Here is a 14132-nt window from a genome sequence, read left to right on the forward strand (position 1 = left end):
AAACTTTCAAACCATCTCAAACTTCTTCAAACCCTCAAACTATTTCTTTAAATTATCAATCACCCCTGCCAATCGCGTGGTAATTTCGTCGATGGTTCCGATGCCGTCAATGCCGTGATATTTTTGCTGTTTTTTGTAAAATTCGATAAGCGGAGCTGTTTTTTCGTTGTACTCCACGAAACGATTTCGGATTTTATTTTCGTCTTGGTCATCGGGTCGTCCGCTGACTTTTCCGCGTTCTAACAATCGTTGTATCAGCACTTCATCGTCGGCTTCGAGGGCGAGCGTTCCGTGAATTTTCATTCCTTTGGAAGCCAAAAAGTTATCCAACGCTTCGGCTTGGGCAATGGTGCGAGGAAATCCGTCAAAAATAAATCCTTCGGCTTCGGGATTGCTCTCAACTTCTTGTTGTAACATCTTGATTGTCACTTCATCAGGAACCAAATCACCTTTATCCATATACGACTGAGCGAGTTTGCCCAACTTGGTTTCGTTTTTTATGTTGTAGCGGAACAAATCTCCGGTTGAGATATGCACCAAATTGTATTTGTCTTTCAAAAATGCGGCTTGCGTGCCTTTGCCGGCTCCGGGTTTTCCGAATAAAACTAAGTTTGTCATTGTTATTGAAGTATTTAATTGATATATTTGTGGCAGATTTCGCCCTAATTCGTCATAATCAAGTCCGTAACCCAAAATAAAACGATTGGGAATGGGCATCCCGACGTAATCGATTTTGAGGTCTTTTTTGTAGGCATCGGGTTTGAAAAATAAGGTGGCTATTCGGAACGATTTCACCTTTTTATCGTGGAAAATATGATAAATTTCTTCGAGGGTGTTGCCCGTATCAATGATGTCTTCCAGCACCACCACGTCGCGTCCTTCCACGGGAATGTCAAGCCCGATGAGCTGATACACCTTTTCGGTGGAGGTCATTCCCTGATACGAAGCCAGTTTTACGAAGGTAATTTCACAATCGGTTTTGTATTGCCTGATGAAATCGGCAGCGAACATAAACGACCCGTTGAGCACCGCAACAAACAGCGGCTTAGTGCCTTCCAAATCTTTGGCAACCTCCGAAGCAAGGCGTTTGATAATGCTTTGGATATGTTCGGCATCAATGTAAGGCTCAAAAATTTTATCGTGTACTTTTATCTTTTCCATATTTCGTTATAAAAAATAAAGAGCAAATTTACGGATTTTTCGGCAAAAAACAATGTTTTTGGCGGGATTGTCACAGGCAAGAAAAACAAAAAGATATAATATGCTATAAATAAGCGATTTATGACTAAAATTCTATTTAATGTACATTTGCCTGTAAAATCCAACAGCCAACCACATAAAAAGTTTCTTACGATGAAAAACAACATAATTTAAGGCAAATAGCTGAAATGTTTGCTTCTTTTTTGTAGTTTTGCCGTATGGAAAACGCTCAAAATTTTGTTTTATATTCCACCCCAAACGGAGATGTTCGCCTTGATGTTTTGCTTCAAGACGAATCGTTGTGGCTAACACAAAAGGCTATTGCTGAGTTGTTTGGAAATGAAAAATCATCAAAAGCCGCTTAATTTCAATCATCAACATTCTCAATGAGCAAACTCAAACAATTATTTAAACATACGCTGATTTACGGTTTGGCAACGGTTTTGCCACGTGTCTTAACACTTTTATTAACAAGACTTTATGTTGATAAACTCGACAGAGAGGAATTCGGGATTTACTCCGGATTGTTCGTTTATCTCATTTTAGGAAACGTGCTGCTTTCATACGGAATGGAAACGGCTTTTTTTCGGTTTATGAACAAAAAACACGACAGCGGGAAAGTACAATCAACGGCACTTACTTCTTTGTTTATCAGTTCATTATTGTTTTTGGTCGTGGCGTTTTCGCTCCGAAATCAGTTGGCAACGTGGCTCAATTATGACGTTCGGTTTATTTCCTATTCCATTTATATTTTAACGCTCGATGCACTGGTGGTCATTCCGTTTGCGTGGCTTCGGCATCGGGGCAAATCGCTGTGGTATGCCATCATAAAAATCGGAAACGTAACGGTCAATCTTCTTTTTAACCTCTTCTTTTTCTTGGTTTTAGAAAGCGAAGTGCAGAAAGTGAGCGATGGCGTGAACTATATTTTTATATCGAATTTTCTGGCAAGTTTGCTAACTTTTTTGGCATTGCTCCCGCTCTATTTTCGCATTCGATTGCGATTTTCGTTTCCGCTTTGGAAAGAAATGCTTTGGTACGCCGTTCCGGTGCTTGTTTCGGGCATTGCTTTTGCTGTAAATGAGGGATTTGACCGCGTTTTCTTACGAATGCTTCTGCCCGCCGATTCCGCTGACGCCACCATCGGGGTGTATTCGGCTTGTTACAAAATGGGCGTTTTTATGACTTTGTTTGTAACTGCCTATAAATTAGGCGTTGAGCCGTTTTTTTTCAGCAAGGCGAAGGATAAAAACGCACCGCAAACTTACGCCCTCATTACCCAATATTTTACCATTTTCGGAGCGTTTATTTTGCTGTTTATCACCGTTTTTGTAGATATTTTCAAGCATATTTTAATCCCCAGTGCCGAATATTGGGAAGCCCTATGGGTGGTGCCGGTGATTCTGCTGGCGAACCTCTGTTTGGGCATTTATCACAGCCTGTCGGTTTGGTATAAAATCACCGACCGAACCCATTTCGGGGCATATGTTTCCGTTTTAGGAATGGCTATTACCGTGATTTTGAACTTTTTACTCATCCCACTGATAAGTTACAAGGGTTCGGCTTTAGCAACGCTTGCCACCTATTTTGTGATGATGTTGGTTTCTTTTTTCTTCGGACAGAAAAAATATCCGATTCCGTACAATGTCAAAAAAATAAGTTTTTATTTGGCATTCAGTATTTTAGCTTCTTTTTTGGTATTTTACGTTTTCGACCGAAATTTGTATGTAGGCATCATCGCTATTTTGTTGTATGCCGGTGTGGTTTTTCTTAAAGAAAGAAAACGCTTTTCCTTGTGTTAAAAATCAGCGAGTTATGAAAAATAAACGCGCTGATGCCAAATTTCATTGATTTCATAAGCCATAAGCACAAATTTTCAGTCCGTTTTCGTGTTTTTCGTACCGAAATTGCCCCGCTTGATTCAGTTTTGCTTCCAATTTTTCCAAATCGATAGCCTGAAACGCCGATTTTCTGCCGACATCAACCACTTTCGGAATAAAAATCCATTCAACTTCCTGAAACTGAAATACTCCAATCATCGTATCGACGTAATTTTCGCCCACATAACCCAAACCATCACGTAACTTGTAAATTTTTTCATCTAAAAGAAATTTAATTTGCAGAAAATGAACGCCTTCCGATTTTAAAACTTCGTTTAATTTATGCCATTTGGCGTTGCTCATAAAGGAAGTCCGCTTTGCTATTTCTTTTTTAACTCGCTGTAAATGAGTATTATAATCAGCATTTAAGTCATTTTGGTTTTTCATACTTTTTTATATTTTTCGCCAAACATAAAATTTCTTCCGCAACCAACTTTGATAATAACTTGATTCCCAGCAGTAAATTCGTTTTTAAATCCATTTTTTGGGAAATTTTAATCGCTTAAACAACATAAATTTTGTCTGTGGCACAAGGCGTAGGACACGGTGGCGATGAGCTTGTACACGAAATGCAATTGGGGCGAGGACAACGCCGATTTTTTAAGCCTTGAAGCCAAATCAAACAACGCCAATTGTGCCTCGCTCAGTTCGGTAAGCGAAAAAACGGGGTCGTCATAAAAGCCTTTCCATAACTTTGTAATGAACTGAATATCAAAATGTTCAGAAAGTTCGTGCAAAATCGCCTCTTCCTCGTAAGTGATGCACTCAAATCCTTGTGTTTTTGTGTTTTGTAAATGAATGGACAACATTGATTTTCAGTCATTTATTTAAAGATAAATCATTAATTTGTTTTTCAAAAAGCATTTCACCTCGATAATGTTTTTCGTATCGAATCAGCGTATCACCTTGAAAATAACCAACATAGTAAGCTCGGTCTTTTTCTTGGCTAATAGCTTCATTTTCAGAAATTTCATCGTATAAATAAGTCGGCCTATTCGATTTTTGTTTGTGCAAATCCGAATTGCCCAGAAAATAGCGTTTTTTGAGTTTGGGCGTGGATTCCGAATTTTGGGTATTTAACTGATTTTCAGATTTTTTGTTTAGCGAATAATCTTTTGAAACGATAAAAACACTCGCCAATACGATGATAAATGTCAAAATCAAAAAATAACCGCTTGATTTTTCAACTGTTTGATTATTAAGATGTTGATGCAACAACAATCCGATTTGAAAACAGATAAAAAATCCTGCGATGCTCCCCAAAAGTACGCCCCACAAGGCAAAAGGCGGAATGTCATAACGCTCGGGGCGAGGCAAAAACATTGAAAGTAACACAATGATAATCAATGAAATACAAAGACCTATCAATACATACTGATTGAGCAAAATCGTGCGTTTGACCCCAAACCAAAACAGCGATAAGGGTATCCAAATGAGTATCAAAGCGATGCTAAAAATGAGTTTTATCATTGTATGATGATTTTTACTTGTTTTTGATCGTTATTTTCCCAAAATCCTTGATAAAACGAAAGTATTTCTTGAATTTCACGTTGCAATTTCGTATTTTCTTCCAAAGTTTGTGCGTTTGTAAAGCAAATTTCGATTTTTTCCTCCGAAAACCAACTCAAATCACGCATACAATCGTCCATTGCACTCCAATTATCGCCAAAATAAGACGGAAATTCAAAAAAATATGCCATTTCACGCAAAAAATGTCCCTCCGATTTGATTTTTCGCAAATCAAACTCCATTTTTAAGCAATTATTTTCAAGGTATTTTTTCATAGTTTCCTCTTAATCCTCTCCCCCCCTCTCCCAGAGAGAGGGGGAGTTGGAAAGCGTTAATTATTTCACAAAGATAGGGTTTTTATTATAATGCACTTTGGCAAAACCCTTTATTCTTGATAATCAATCACTTCAAAGGCAATATTTTCGGTTTCAAAATAATTTTTGAGCTTGTCAAGATACTGCCACAAATCTTGCGTTCCCCACTGGCAAATATAAATGCCGTCGCTTTCCAACATCAAACTGACATTAGGCAAATCACCTTGATTTTCAGCGTGTTTCAAATCCCAAAAATCATTATCATTTACTTGATATTTTCGCTCAAAACAAGCGTTTGTTTCAATAAGTCCCACAATTTCAGCGGTTTGCCGAGTTGTTAATTTGGTTTTTATCTTGTATTCAAATCCCATTTTTTCTGTTTTAAGATTTATAAAAAACGATTATCCGTCCAATGAAATAGATGTAAAAATTTGATTATCAAGTTCAATATCTAAAATATGGTCAGGAAAAAGCGTGTCGCCCAATGCAATTTCGGCAAATAAATTTCCGTTCGCCCCAACGCCCAACTTAGCCCCAAAAATATCCAAAGCATCGTACCAATCGGCATCAACCTGCTCATTCATTTTCTCATTAAAAAAGGCGATAAGTTCGGTTTTACAATCGGAAAGGTACGCCAAATAAGCCGAAATTTGCTCAAAATATGCCTTAAAACCGTAGTTTTGATATACAAAAACACTAAATTTTTCCGTTTTTAGTGATTTATTAAAAATAATCACTTCATTTTTATTGTAAAAGTAAGTATTTTCTTTGTCAGAAAGGTAAAAATCGTTTAAATTAAAGTTGATTTTCGGTTTTTTAGTCCGAAATTGGCGTAAATCTTTGATAGCAAAATTATTTTCGTGTGATTTGGCTTTTTGTTCCCAGACATAAAGTTTGGCGACTTCTTTGGGTTTAGTCGTGTCGGCGATGGTTTTAAAAATTTCATAAGCCGAACGGTACAAACCAAGCAGAAAATAAGCGTTGCACAGCACGAAATTTTCATCGTAATTTCGTGGTGATTTTTCCAATTCGTAACACAAATCATAGAGTTTTTCCACGCTTTTTTGCGAAGCGTTGGACTTGCGAAACTCGCTCGACACCTCAATATAGGCTTTGAAAATGGGGGTCATTGCTTTTTAATTGTTTATTTCAAAATTTTCCAGATTTTTTGGGGCGAAAACACAAAAATTCCGCTTTCCTTTTTAAGGGGAAGTATCGTCATTGCTTGGGCAACCACTTGGGTAGGCATTGGTTTTTGGGAGCGAAACAAGCCAAATCGATTGAAAAAAGTCAGAATTTTTTCGGCAATTTTTTCACCTTGCCTGTCCGAATTTTTACGCACCAATAGCGGCGGTCGTAATATATATACACAACTGAAATTCAGATTTTTAACAGCTTCTTCCAACTGCCCTTTCATTTTGGAATAAAACAAAAACGATTTGGGGTTTGCCCCACTTGCCGACACCAAAACATACTGATTCACAGCATTCTCTTGGGCAAATCGTGCAAAATTGTACTGGTAATCATAATCAATTTTCCACTGGGCTGCTTTGCTTCCTGCCGTTTTTAGGGTCGTTCCCAAGCACGAAAACGCCACATCGCCCTGTATGAGCGACTTCCAGCTGTCCATCGCGTCAAAATTTACGATATGGATTTTCAGCTTTGGGTGGGAAACTGCCACCTCCCGACGGACAAAAATATGCACCTCCGAATAGTTTTCGTTTGCTAACAACAAGTCTGTCAAATCTTTACCCACAGCGCCTGTGGCTCCGATAATTAGTGCTTTCATTTTTCGTGATTAAATTATAACATATTATTACATAAGCATTTACGATAAAACGACTTATTACGGAACAAAGATAGTTTTTTTATTGGTTTGAAAATAATGATCAAGTAACGTCCAGTTTGTTCCGTGCAAAAATACGGATTTTTTCGTTATTGAAATAAAATCGCTGGGTTTGAACTTACAACTGAAAAAATTAATACCTTTGTAAAAAAATAACAACTAATAAAAATTAAGTTATCATACAGAAAATAAAATAATTAACAGAAATTCCAATAGCAAAAACTTTATCAATGACTCAAAACGCATTTTTAAAAGTAAAGACAACGAGCCAACGTCCTGATTTTAGGGTGTTTAATGCTTATCTTTTTGGTGATGATTTTCATCCGTGTGATACCGACGGCAACAGCCAAAAGGTGTATAGCCGCGACTGGACACAGCTCTATATGGCATCACGCCAAACGCCTGAACTTTGGTTCGATATCTGTGAGGAAAACAATCAAAACACTGATATACTGATTATTAGTTCGGATAGTGAAGCAGTGGTCAATCGCATTGCTTACTTTTTGGCAAAGGAAACGAAAGGAGAAATTTTCGACCAGAAAAACCAACCCATCAACGCCGATTCGCTCAAAGACAAAATGGGCGATTTTGACCTGGAAAACAGACTCCAAATGGCAAAAAACAGCATTTGGCGGACTTCCTCAGAGCAAAATCCGTATCCAAATTTGAAAAACGACTAAACTTAAAAAACAATGAAAAATCGTGAATTTTTCCCAAAAGGGTGGCATCAGTTTTATTTTGTGATTACACCTGCCGAATTTGAACTGATTTTCAGTCAGATGAACGCTCTCTTTGTGGCAAACAAAAAAGTAAATGAACCCTTGCAAAGCGTTCCGAAATCGGAGGTTTTTAAGAAGTATAAAACGCTTCATCACAGTATATTATACAAAAAATGCGAGAGCAACCTCATAGAGGGCTGGTTTTCGGAAAACATCATCGACGATTTGAAAAAAATCCAAGTCGCTCCCGTTGTCAAAGCGGACAAAAAACGAACCGTTTTCCAAAGTCTTCCACCTGCCGAGCCGATGGTCGGTTTGTCGCCTTTTGACCTCACTTTTTTGGAACAAAAAAACAGTCTTTCAATGGCTTACCACAATCCGAAGGGCGTTTTGGGAATGCAACTGAGCTACCCCAAAGCCGTGGCGTGGAACTACACAAAACTGGAAGAAACCGATTCCTTTGCGATGCGAAAAATTTACGATACGCTCACTGCCGAGATTAAAAAACTCTGCAAAAAAGCCAAAGTTCAGCAGGGTGACAGGCTGTTTCGCCCCAATTTTTGGATTTCCGAACAGGCTAAAAATCAAATCAACAGCAATGCCTATCTGACGGAAAACAACTTGCAAATCATTTAGAAAATGTAACTTAAAAAACAATGATTATCAACAACTTTACCAAAACCGAAACCCATCCGTTGCGGAGCATTGAACCCGAGAGCGTGGGCGTGTCGTGGGTGCATTTTGATGCGGACGAAAATCAAAAAATCTTCTTAAAATGGAAGGAAGAAGCGGCTCATTTTTGCGTTTGCCGTTTCGACAAAACCCTCCTTTGGGAGCTTCACGAGCCGATTTGTCAGGCTACTTTCGACCCGCGTAACGAGTGGATTTGGCTGGTTCGCCGTGAAAATGCCGAGCTGGTTACGATTTTGCTCTACGATTACAACGGCAATCCGCTGGCTTCCCTTCCGATGACCGACCCCATTTACGAAGCCACTTTTATCATCACGTTGCTGCCCGAAAAAACGACGGTTTCCATCGATTTTTGTGGTGGACAAGACGGCTCACAGACCTACTTTTTGTCGCTCATAAACAAGCAGTTACACATCGAGCATGAACTGCCGCCCGATATGTGCTTTTTGTTCGCTTTTGAAAACGACACCAAAGCCGCCTTATTGAATTTTTACGAAAACACGATTTTTACGGTTTCATATCCTGATTTACAGCCGATTGGAGACTTTATGCCCACTGACGAGATGCTGTTGGGGAGCATTGGCAAAATCACCGATAAATATTGGCTGGTGAGCGATGATTACTCGGCTCGGCATTATATTTTTGATTCGGAAACGATGACGCTGGGCGAGGAAATAGTCGTAAAAGGCTATGAACCAGCTGAAAACGAAGATGGTGAAATGGAATCGGACATCAGTTCAATGACTTACACAGATAACAAACTGATTTTCGGTTATGCAAAAATCACAGGCAAATACCCTGATATTCAAGAAGAAAGCTGGTGGGGACAAACGCCTTTTAATATTGAAAATGTAACTTAAAATGAAAGATTACATCGCTCAAATGTTGTCCTTGCAGGAGGAAATGAATCGGTTGTTTTTTGAATTTCATAAACTTTCTGTTAATGAGCAAGTTAGTCAAGAAAAACGTGATGCCAAGAAGTCTTATAGTGTTTATTTCTTGCTTGATTTTTCGATTTTAAACATCTGTGTAAAATCAGACCATTGGTCAATTCTAAAAGCTCTAATATCTCGAACGGATTTACGAAACCAATCCATATTATCAAGAGCCATCATTGCTTTTGTTACGGTGTATAAATTTTCGCTTTGTGTAACATAAACGCTTCCTTGTATCCAAACAAAATCACACTCGTATAATAATTTTTTAATTTCATTATACGCAGAATGATACGGACTGCCGTAGTACTTTTCCAAATCGGAAACCACCATATCGAAACTAATAGCAAACATTTAATTCGTTACTTTTTTGAACAAATATTCTTTTTCAAAAATATCGCCTAATTTCGTTTTGGCTGTGATGACAATCCCTACAAAAGGATTGTTTTCCACCTCAATAACCACTCCTTTTATCCATTCTTTTTCGTGGGTTATCTGCGGAGAAACAAGCACCTCGTCTCCTACTTTGAAAATTGATTTAGTATTTTTTCTTTCTTCTAAAACTTTCATTTTCCACATTTTAAACCAACCTACAACGACAAAGATACGATTTTTTTTGCTAAATAAAGAACTTTTTTATGCCAAGTTTGATTTTTTGAAAAAAGATAAAAAATTACGACTTTTGACGTGTAAAAACATAAAAACCGAATCCTTTATTTATGTTGTTGATAATCATAATTTTAAACAACGCAAAAAATCAATATGAATTTATTAAAGATTTAAAATGAAAGATTGCATCGCCCAAATGTTGTCCTTGCAGGAGGAAATGAATCGGTTGTTTTTTGAATTTCAGAAACTTTCTGTTAATGAGCAGGTTAATTGTCTGAACGAAAAACTGGATTTACAACAATACGACAAATTCAAAACCGATTTTTTGCTGGAAATGCTGAATCGTTATCCTATTGATAATGAGGTGTTAATACAGATTTGGAAGGAGTGGCTCTGTGCCTTGATTTCGCACGAATTTAGCAAACGCAAAGGCTTTGTTGATTTTGCAAAGGAAAACCCGCAACTAAAATCGGAAATTATTGAATTTGCCAATGCCTTTGTTAAGAAAAATTTGGAGGTTCATTACACTGATAATCAATCGTATATAGATGGAATCATCGTGTATAATACCGCTTTGATTTTCTGGGATTTGGGCTACAAAACCGCTTTGCTAAATTTTGTTAAAACCTATCAACACATTTGCGACGATTATTTTGATGAAAAAGATTATTTGGCAATGGAGTCATTGTGCTGAAAATCATAAAATTAACCACATAGAAAACATAGTTTTTTTCTATGTGCCTATGTGGTTTAAAATCAAGAAAATAATTTTCCGTTATTCTTTTTCGTATCCTTCGTAATAATACGACTGCTCAATGCCTTTGAAAATGATTTCGCGATTTTCTACTTCGTCGGTAAGGTTTTGTTGAAGTAAGTATCGGATTTCCAAATCGTTAACGAGGCTTCGTTCCATTGCTTGTAAGTAGAGCGTTTTATCGACAAATTGCCAATTGACCACCTTTTTGAGGTTCTTCTTCAGCATCATATCCAGCCAAATCCGCATACTTCTGCCGTTGCCCTCCATAAAAGGGTGAGCGATGTTCATTTCCACATATTTAGCGATGATTTGCTCGAACGAATTTTCGGGCATTTGCTCAATTTTCACCAAAATTTCATTGAGATAAAGTGCTGTGGCAAAGCGAAATCCGCCTTTTGAAATGTTTTGCGTACGGATTTTCCCTGCAAAATCATACAATCCGCCGAACAAATATGCGTGAATTTGTTGCAAACCTTGGGTCGTACCGACTTCGATTTGGTTAATTACCCCATTTTCAAATAGTTGGTAGGCTTTGTATAGGCTTTCTTTATCGATATTTTTCATTGGCTTAATTTATGTGGCAAAAATACAAAATTTGGCGGTTTTTGGGGTGAAAACACAAAAAAGGATTTTAAAACCACATAGAAATCCTCCCAAAGAGGGGCGTCTGTAAAAAACTTTTCAGAAGTTCCAAACTTCTGAAAAGTTGAAGAAAAATAAATCAAATAGAGACATAGTTTTTTCTATGTATCTATGTGGTTCAATATCATAAAAATAAATAGGAACAAAAAATGATTTTTTCGTTCCTTTTTATAATGTGTTGTTTTTCAAAATATTAACGAAATGAAACACCTTTGGCGATTGGTTTAAATCGGAAGATATAATACGGAGGCTTTGCCAAGTTTTTACCATTATTAAAGACCGCTCCCAAATGCACTTGTGCCGCCGAAACATACATATAACCGTCTGAATGATTGAAACTTACACCATCAGCCCAAAGCAAACGCTCGTCCTGAACCACCGTTTTTACGCTTCGGTCGGTTGCAGAAATCATCGCTACGCTATTGGTTTCCATTGCCGTAAGATACAGATTTCCTGCTTCATCAATGCTTAATCCGCCATTATTGGGCTTTTCGGAATATGTTTCCACACGGCCGTTCAGTTCGGTTTGAGACAACTTTTCGTTAAGTAAATCACTGATTTTCAGTCGATACATTTTACTTCCGTTAAGAGGAGCATAATACAGCCACTCAAAATTTTTATCTGCCGTGATGCCATCACAACCTACATATAATTCTTTTTCGTTGATTGTCAATGGTTTGTCGTTTATCACAATCGGCTTTTTTTCAGGAAGTGTGGAATGTGTCCCTTCCAACAAACGGCGAGTGCGTCCTGTTTTCATATCCACCACGATAAGAGCCGCAGTAGAGCCATCGCCTCCGTTTGCGATGCCTTCATCGGCAATGACAATCACCTGATGTTTCGTATCTATCAGCATATCATTGGGTTGTGAAGTTTTTACGACCGCCGTTTCAGGCAAATAATAAATGCGTTCAAGTTGATTGGTGTGCGTGTTCCAGCCCACAATTTTGGGCGTAACAGGATTGCGATTTCCCATATCGAGCATCCAAACGATGCCGTTTTCGTCGTTTCTGATTCCCAACACATTACTCAAATAATGGTCGTCCGTGAGGCGTGGCGTGTTCCATTCGAGGTTGGGGAACGGCTCGGAATTTTGCGTTTGGGCGTTGTACTTCGCTACGCGGATTTTCGGCTCAAAAAACGGATGATAGCTGTACACCACTTCCCCCGAATGGGTAAAAGCAATGTTGCCCACCGCTCCGTCCACCGTGGCAAAAACTTCGGGTTTCGGAATGTTAATTTGTTGTTTTTTAGACTTTTGAGCCATTAACGGAAGGGCAAAAGACAAGGCAAAACTGAAAAATAGGGGTTTCGTTATTCTAATCATTTGTATGTTCGTTAAAAATTTTTAAAACTTCATTTAGCACGAGAGGGAAAGTCGTAAACCCTTCTCTATCAAGAAAATGACCTCCTTTTGGCAACCGAATGAATTTACTCTGCAAAAGTTGCGAAAGGTTATCGCTAAAACGTTGAGGCACAATACCATCGTCCAAAGCCGTGATAACCACCGAGTTCCCCACTTTGGGCTGATTTTTGCGTTGAGCAAATTTTTCTACAAACGGATTTAAAAATGCAAATTCCTTTGAAATAGGTTCATAAAACCCTGATACTAAAATAGTTCCTTTGACAGATTTTTCGCTTTCGCAAAGAAAATTCAGCGTGGTAATCGTTCCTAAACTATGGGCAACGATAACGGTTTCGTGATTGATTTTCACTTCCTTTTTCATTTTTTCAAGCCAGGCTTCCGATTGAGGTTGGGCAGGTGTGGGCATTGCCAAGCGATATGCTTTAATCCCCTGTTTTTCAAGTTCTTGACTAAGCCATTTAAACCAATGTTTATCAATGGAAGCATCGTATCCGTGAATGATGTAAACTTGTTTTTCAGATTTCGTAACTTCTTTATTTTGAGCCAACAAGGGCAAAGAAATGAATAATGTCAAAATAAATAGTATCGCTCTCATTTTCAAATAGTTTTAATTATTTTGTTTAATTCCAGCCGTTGTTTTGGAGTTTTATCGGGCTGATTTTCATCTTTTTCATCGCGATAACCAATCAGAACGGCACAAAGTGTTTTGTAGCCTTTTTCGATGCCCAAAATTTGGTCGTATTTCTCCGGAAAAATCCCTTCCATTGGCGTGGCATCAATATCCATACCGGCACAAGCCGCCAAAAAATACCCCATTGACAAGTAAACTTGTTTTTCTATCCACGATTGAGCCGCAACATTACCTTTTGCTTTTACCACCTGATAGTAAAATGCCGCCCATTCCTTTGGCAAAATTGTATCCATTTGATTTTCATAATCTTGTAAATTGTCAAACGAACAAAAAACCACCAAGTGACTGGCTTGTTTTACCCGATCTTCGTTTACCATAGAAACCGCTGCCAACCGATTTTTGATTTTTTCATCGGAAACGAAAATAAATTGCCACGGTTGAGAATTGATTGACGAAGGCGAAAGTCGCAAAATTTGTTGTAAATCAGCGATTTTGTCGGCTGAAATTTTCTCGTTACGATATACTTTTGTGGTATATCTGCTTTGTGCTTTTTCTAAAAAATTCATTCTTTTTGACTTTAAAATTGGGGCAAATGTAGAAACTTTGTACCTTTGCGTCAAGTATGTACTTTTTAGTAACCTACCAACTAAAAAGAAACTATTATTGATAATCAATATTTTATAAATGATAAAAAAATGAAAAAAGATAAAACCGCTCCTGTTTGTTCGGTGGATTATGCGTTTCGACGAATTGGCGGAAAATACAAAGGTCGGATTTTGTGGTATTTGCACAAAGGCGAGGTGTTGCGTTATGGCGAACTGCGTAAACGGCTGTCCGACAGCACTTCCAAAATGCTTACGCAAACCCTCCGCGAACTTGAAGAAGACGGACTTGTACATCGAAAAGTCTATCACGAAGTGCCTCCAAAAGTGGAATATTCGCTCACCGAAATTGGCAAGGAACTCATTCCGTTTATTGATTATTTGCGACAATGGGGCGAAAAACAAATGGCAAAATCATCTGAAAACATTTGT

The 14132-nt window shown here is 38.1% G+C and carries 21 protein-coding genes; 7 read left to right on the forward strand and 14 right to left on the reverse strand.

Going from position 1 to position 14132, the window contains the following annotated elements; all coding sequences use genetic code 11:
- Positions 1 to 39 precede the first annotated feature (39 nt).
- Positions 40 to 1161, reverse strand: coding sequence for an adenylate kinase (locus Q4D72_RS11080; RefSeq protein WP_303077921.1), 1122 nt, complete (start codon positions 1159 to 1161; stop codon positions 40 to 42).
- A 257-nt stretch (positions 1162 to 1418) separates the two neighbouring features.
- Between Q4D72_RS11080 and Q4D72_RS11085 the strand changes: the two genes are divergently transcribed.
- Together Q4D72_RS11085 and Q4D72_RS11090 are read left to right on the forward strand one after the other, a co-directional pair.
- Entirely contained in the window at positions 1419 to 1565 is a 147-nt protein-coding gene (locus tag Q4D72_RS11085; RefSeq protein WP_303077922.1) for a hypothetical protein, read from the forward strand.
- Positions 1566 to 1586: 21 nt separating this feature from the next.
- Complete coding sequence (locus tag Q4D72_RS11090; protein ID WP_303077923.1) at positions 1587 to 3002, forward strand: polysaccharide biosynthesis C-terminal domain-containing protein; 1416 nt, start codon at positions 1587 to 1589, stop codon at positions 3000 to 3002.
- Between the two features lie 51 nt (positions 3003 to 3053).
- Here Q4D72_RS11090 and Q4D72_RS11095 read toward each other — a convergent pair whose 3' ends face one another.
- The 7 genes from Q4D72_RS11095 to Q4D72_RS11125 form a co-directional block, all read right to left on the reverse strand.
- A complete protein-coding gene (locus Q4D72_RS11095) occupies positions 3054 to 3467 on the reverse strand; it encodes a DUF6678 family protein (RefSeq protein WP_303077924.1) in 414 nt (137 codons plus the stop codon).
- Positions 3468 to 3574: 107 nt separating this feature from the next.
- Positions 3575 to 3889, reverse strand: a complete 315-nt coding sequence (locus Q4D72_RS11100; protein ID WP_303077925.1) for a hypothetical protein — start codon at positions 3887 to 3889, stop codon at positions 3575 to 3577.
- A 10-nt stretch (positions 3890 to 3899) separates the two neighbouring features.
- A complete protein-coding gene (locus tag Q4D72_RS11105) occupies positions 3900 to 4550 on the reverse strand; it encodes a DUF456 domain-containing protein (protein ID WP_303077926.1) in 651 nt (216 codons plus the stop codon).
- Positions 4547 to 4864 carry a barstar family protein gene (locus Q4D72_RS11110; protein ID WP_303077927.1) on the reverse strand — a complete coding sequence of 106 codons (318 nt, stop codon included), beginning with the start codon at positions 4862 to 4864 and terminating at the stop codon, positions 4547 to 4549. Before Q4D72_RS11110 ends, Q4D72_RS11105 begins: the two co-directional genes overlap by 4 nt.
- A gap of 110 nt (positions 4865 to 4974) precedes the next feature.
- Entirely contained in the window at positions 4975 to 5274 is a 300-nt protein-coding gene (locus tag Q4D72_RS11115) for a hypothetical protein (RefSeq protein WP_303077928.1), read from the reverse strand.
- Positions 5275 to 5304: 30 nt separating this feature from the next.
- The gene (locus tag Q4D72_RS11120) at positions 5305 to 6033 is read right to left on the reverse strand and encodes a hypothetical protein (RefSeq protein WP_303077929.1); all 729 of its coding nucleotides are present in this window, start codon (positions 6031 to 6033) and stop codon (positions 5305 to 5307) included.
- A gap of 14 nt (positions 6034 to 6047) precedes the next feature.
- Positions 6048 to 6692: an NAD(P)H-binding protein gene (locus Q4D72_RS11125; RefSeq protein ID WP_303077930.1), complete on the reverse strand. Its 645-nt coding sequence runs from the start codon at positions 6690 to 6692 to the stop codon at positions 6048 to 6050.
- 287 nt (positions 6693 to 6979) lie between these two features.
- Here Q4D72_RS11125 and Q4D72_RS11130 point away from each other — a divergent pair, with 287 nt between their 5' ends.
- The 3 genes from Q4D72_RS11130 to Q4D72_RS11140 are packed head-to-tail and all read left to right on the forward strand — an operon-like array spanning position 6980 to position 9018.
- On the forward strand, positions 6980 to 7429 hold the full coding sequence (locus tag Q4D72_RS11130; RefSeq protein ID WP_303077931.1) for a hypothetical protein: 450 nt from the start codon (positions 6980 to 6982) through the stop codon (positions 7427 to 7429).
- Positions 7430 to 7441: 12 nt separating this feature from the next.
- Complete coding sequence (locus tag Q4D72_RS11135) at positions 7442 to 8104, forward strand: hypothetical protein (protein WP_303077932.1); 663 nt, start codon at positions 7442 to 7444, stop codon at positions 8102 to 8104.
- A 20-nt stretch (positions 8105 to 8124) separates the two neighbouring features.
- The gene (locus Q4D72_RS11140; protein WP_303077933.1) at positions 8125 to 9018 is read left to right on the forward strand and encodes a hypothetical protein; all 894 of its coding nucleotides are present in this window, start codon (positions 8125 to 8127) and stop codon (positions 9016 to 9018) included.
- Positions 9019 to 9150: 132 nt separating this feature from the next.
- Here the strand turns inward: Q4D72_RS11140 and Q4D72_RS11145 are convergent, their stop codons facing one another.
- Positions 9151 to 9447, reverse strand: coding sequence for a virulence protein (locus tag Q4D72_RS11145; RefSeq protein WP_303077934.1), 297 nt, complete (start codon positions 9445 to 9447; stop codon positions 9151 to 9153).
- A complete protein-coding gene (locus tag Q4D72_RS11150; protein WP_303077935.1) occupies positions 9448 to 9663 on the reverse strand; it encodes a transcriptional regulator in 216 nt (71 codons plus the stop codon). It lies immediately after the preceding gene.
- Positions 9664 to 9877: 214 nt separating this feature from the next.
- Between Q4D72_RS11150 and Q4D72_RS11155 the strand changes: the two genes are divergently transcribed.
- Complete coding sequence (locus tag Q4D72_RS11155) at positions 9878 to 10396, forward strand: hypothetical protein (RefSeq protein WP_303077936.1); 519 nt, start codon at positions 9878 to 9880, stop codon at positions 10394 to 10396.
- 81 nt (positions 10397 to 10477) lie between these two features.
- Here Q4D72_RS11155 and fic read toward each other — a convergent pair whose 3' ends face one another.
- The 4 genes from fic to Q4D72_RS11175 all read right to left on the reverse strand — a co-directional run bounded on the left by fic (position 10478) and on the right by Q4D72_RS11175 (position 13664).
- Positions 10478 to 11023: a protein adenylyltransferase Fic gene (fic, locus tag Q4D72_RS11160; protein WP_303077937.1), complete on the reverse strand. Its 546-nt coding sequence runs from the start codon at positions 11021 to 11023 to the stop codon at positions 10478 to 10480.
- A 271-nt stretch (positions 11024 to 11294) separates the two neighbouring features.
- Entirely contained in the window at positions 11295 to 12428 is a 1134-nt protein-coding gene (locus Q4D72_RS11165; RefSeq protein WP_303077938.1) for an L-dopachrome tautomerase-related protein, read from the reverse strand.
- Positions 12421 to 13062, reverse strand: coding sequence for an alpha/beta hydrolase (locus Q4D72_RS11170; protein ID WP_303077939.1), 642 nt, complete (start codon positions 13060 to 13062; stop codon positions 12421 to 12423). Before Q4D72_RS11170 ends, Q4D72_RS11165 begins: the two co-directional genes overlap by 8 nt.
- A gap of 2 nt (positions 13063 to 13064) precedes the next feature.
- Complete coding sequence (locus Q4D72_RS11175; protein WP_303077940.1) at positions 13065 to 13664, reverse strand: nitroreductase family protein; 600 nt, start codon at positions 13662 to 13664, stop codon at positions 13065 to 13067.
- A gap of 129 nt (positions 13665 to 13793) precedes the next feature.
- On the opposite strand from Q4D72_RS11175, the gene Q4D72_RS11180 reads away from it, so the two are divergent.
- On the forward strand, positions 13794 to 14132 hold a 339-nt coding region (locus tag Q4D72_RS11180), incomplete at its 3' end, for a helix-turn-helix domain-containing protein (protein ID WP_303077941.1).

Origin of the sequence: Capnocytophaga sp. (assembly GCF_030532915.1) — a bacterium.
Taxonomy (GTDB): Bacteria; Bacteroidota; Bacteroidia; order Flavobacteriales; family Flavobacteriaceae; genus Capnocytophaga.

What these genes read in the sequence shown, in the direction of transcription:
- Q4D72_RS11080 (WP_303077921.1), bottom strand. Translation starts at nt 1,161, where the DNA reads ATGGAAAAGATAAAAGTACACGATAAAATTTTTGAGCCTTACATTGAT.
- Q4D72_RS11085 (WP_303077922.1), top strand. Translation starts at nt 1,419, where the DNA reads ATGGAAAACGCTCAAAATTTTGTTTTATATTCCACCCCAAACGGAGAT.
- Q4D72_RS11090 (WP_303077923.1), top strand. Translation starts at nt 1,587, where the DNA reads ATGAGCAAACTCAAACAATTATTTAAACATACGCTGATTTACGGTTTG.
- Q4D72_RS11095 (WP_303077924.1), bottom strand. Translation starts at nt 3,467, where the DNA reads ATGAAAAACCAAAATGACTTAAATGCTGATTATAATACTCATTTACAG.
- Q4D72_RS11100 (WP_303077925.1), bottom strand. Translation starts at nt 3,889, where the DNA reads ATGTTGTCCATTCATTTACAAAACACAAAAACACAAGGATTTGAGTGC.
- Q4D72_RS11105 (WP_303077926.1), bottom strand. Translation starts at nt 4,550, where the DNA reads ATGATAAAACTCATTTTTAGCATCGCTTTGATACTCATTTGGATACCC.
- Q4D72_RS11110 (WP_303077927.1), bottom strand. Translation starts at nt 4,864, where the DNA reads ATGAAAAAATACCTTGAAAATAATTGCTTAAAAATGGAGTTTGATTTG.
- Q4D72_RS11115 (WP_303077928.1), bottom strand. Translation starts at nt 5,274, where the DNA reads ATGGGATTTGAATACAAGATAAAAACCAAATTAACAACTCGGCAAACC.
- Q4D72_RS11120 (WP_303077929.1), bottom strand. Translation starts at nt 6,033, where the DNA reads ATGACCCCCATTTTCAAAGCCTATATTGAGGTGTCGAGCGAGTTTCGC.
- Q4D72_RS11125 (WP_303077930.1), bottom strand. Translation starts at nt 6,692, where the DNA reads ATGAAAGCACTAATTATCGGAGCCACAGGCGCTGTGGGTAAAGATTTG.
- Q4D72_RS11130 (WP_303077931.1), top strand. Translation starts at nt 6,980, where the DNA reads ATGACTCAAAACGCATTTTTAAAAGTAAAGACAACGAGCCAACGTCCT.
- Q4D72_RS11135 (WP_303077932.1), top strand. Translation starts at nt 7,442, where the DNA reads ATGAAAAATCGTGAATTTTTCCCAAAAGGGTGGCATCAGTTTTATTTT.
- Q4D72_RS11140 (WP_303077933.1), top strand. Translation starts at nt 8,125, where the DNA reads ATGATTATCAACAACTTTACCAAAACCGAAACCCATCCGTTGCGGAGC.
- Q4D72_RS11145 (WP_303077934.1), bottom strand. Translation starts at nt 9,447, where the DNA reads ATGTTTGCTATTAGTTTCGATATGGTGGTTTCCGATTTGGAAAAGTAC.
- Q4D72_RS11150 (WP_303077935.1), bottom strand. Translation starts at nt 9,663, where the DNA reads ATGAAAGTTTTAGAAGAAAGAAAAAATACTAAATCAATTTTCAAAGTA.
- Q4D72_RS11155 (WP_303077936.1), top strand. Translation starts at nt 9,878, where the DNA reads ATGAAAGATTGCATCGCCCAAATGTTGTCCTTGCAGGAGGAAATGAAT.
- fic (WP_303077937.1), bottom strand. Translation starts at nt 11,023, where the DNA reads ATGAAAAATATCGATAAAGAAAGCCTATACAAAGCCTACCAACTATTT.
- Q4D72_RS11165 (WP_303077938.1), bottom strand. Translation starts at nt 12,428, where the DNA reads ATGATTAGAATAACGAAACCCCTATTTTTCAGTTTTGCCTTGTCTTTT.
- Q4D72_RS11170 (WP_303077939.1), bottom strand. Translation starts at nt 13,062, where the DNA reads ATGAGAGCGATACTATTTATTTTGACATTATTCATTTCTTTGCCCTTG.
- Q4D72_RS11175 (WP_303077940.1), bottom strand. Translation starts at nt 13,664, where the DNA reads ATGAATTTTTTAGAAAAAGCACAAAGCAGATATACCACAAAAGTATAT.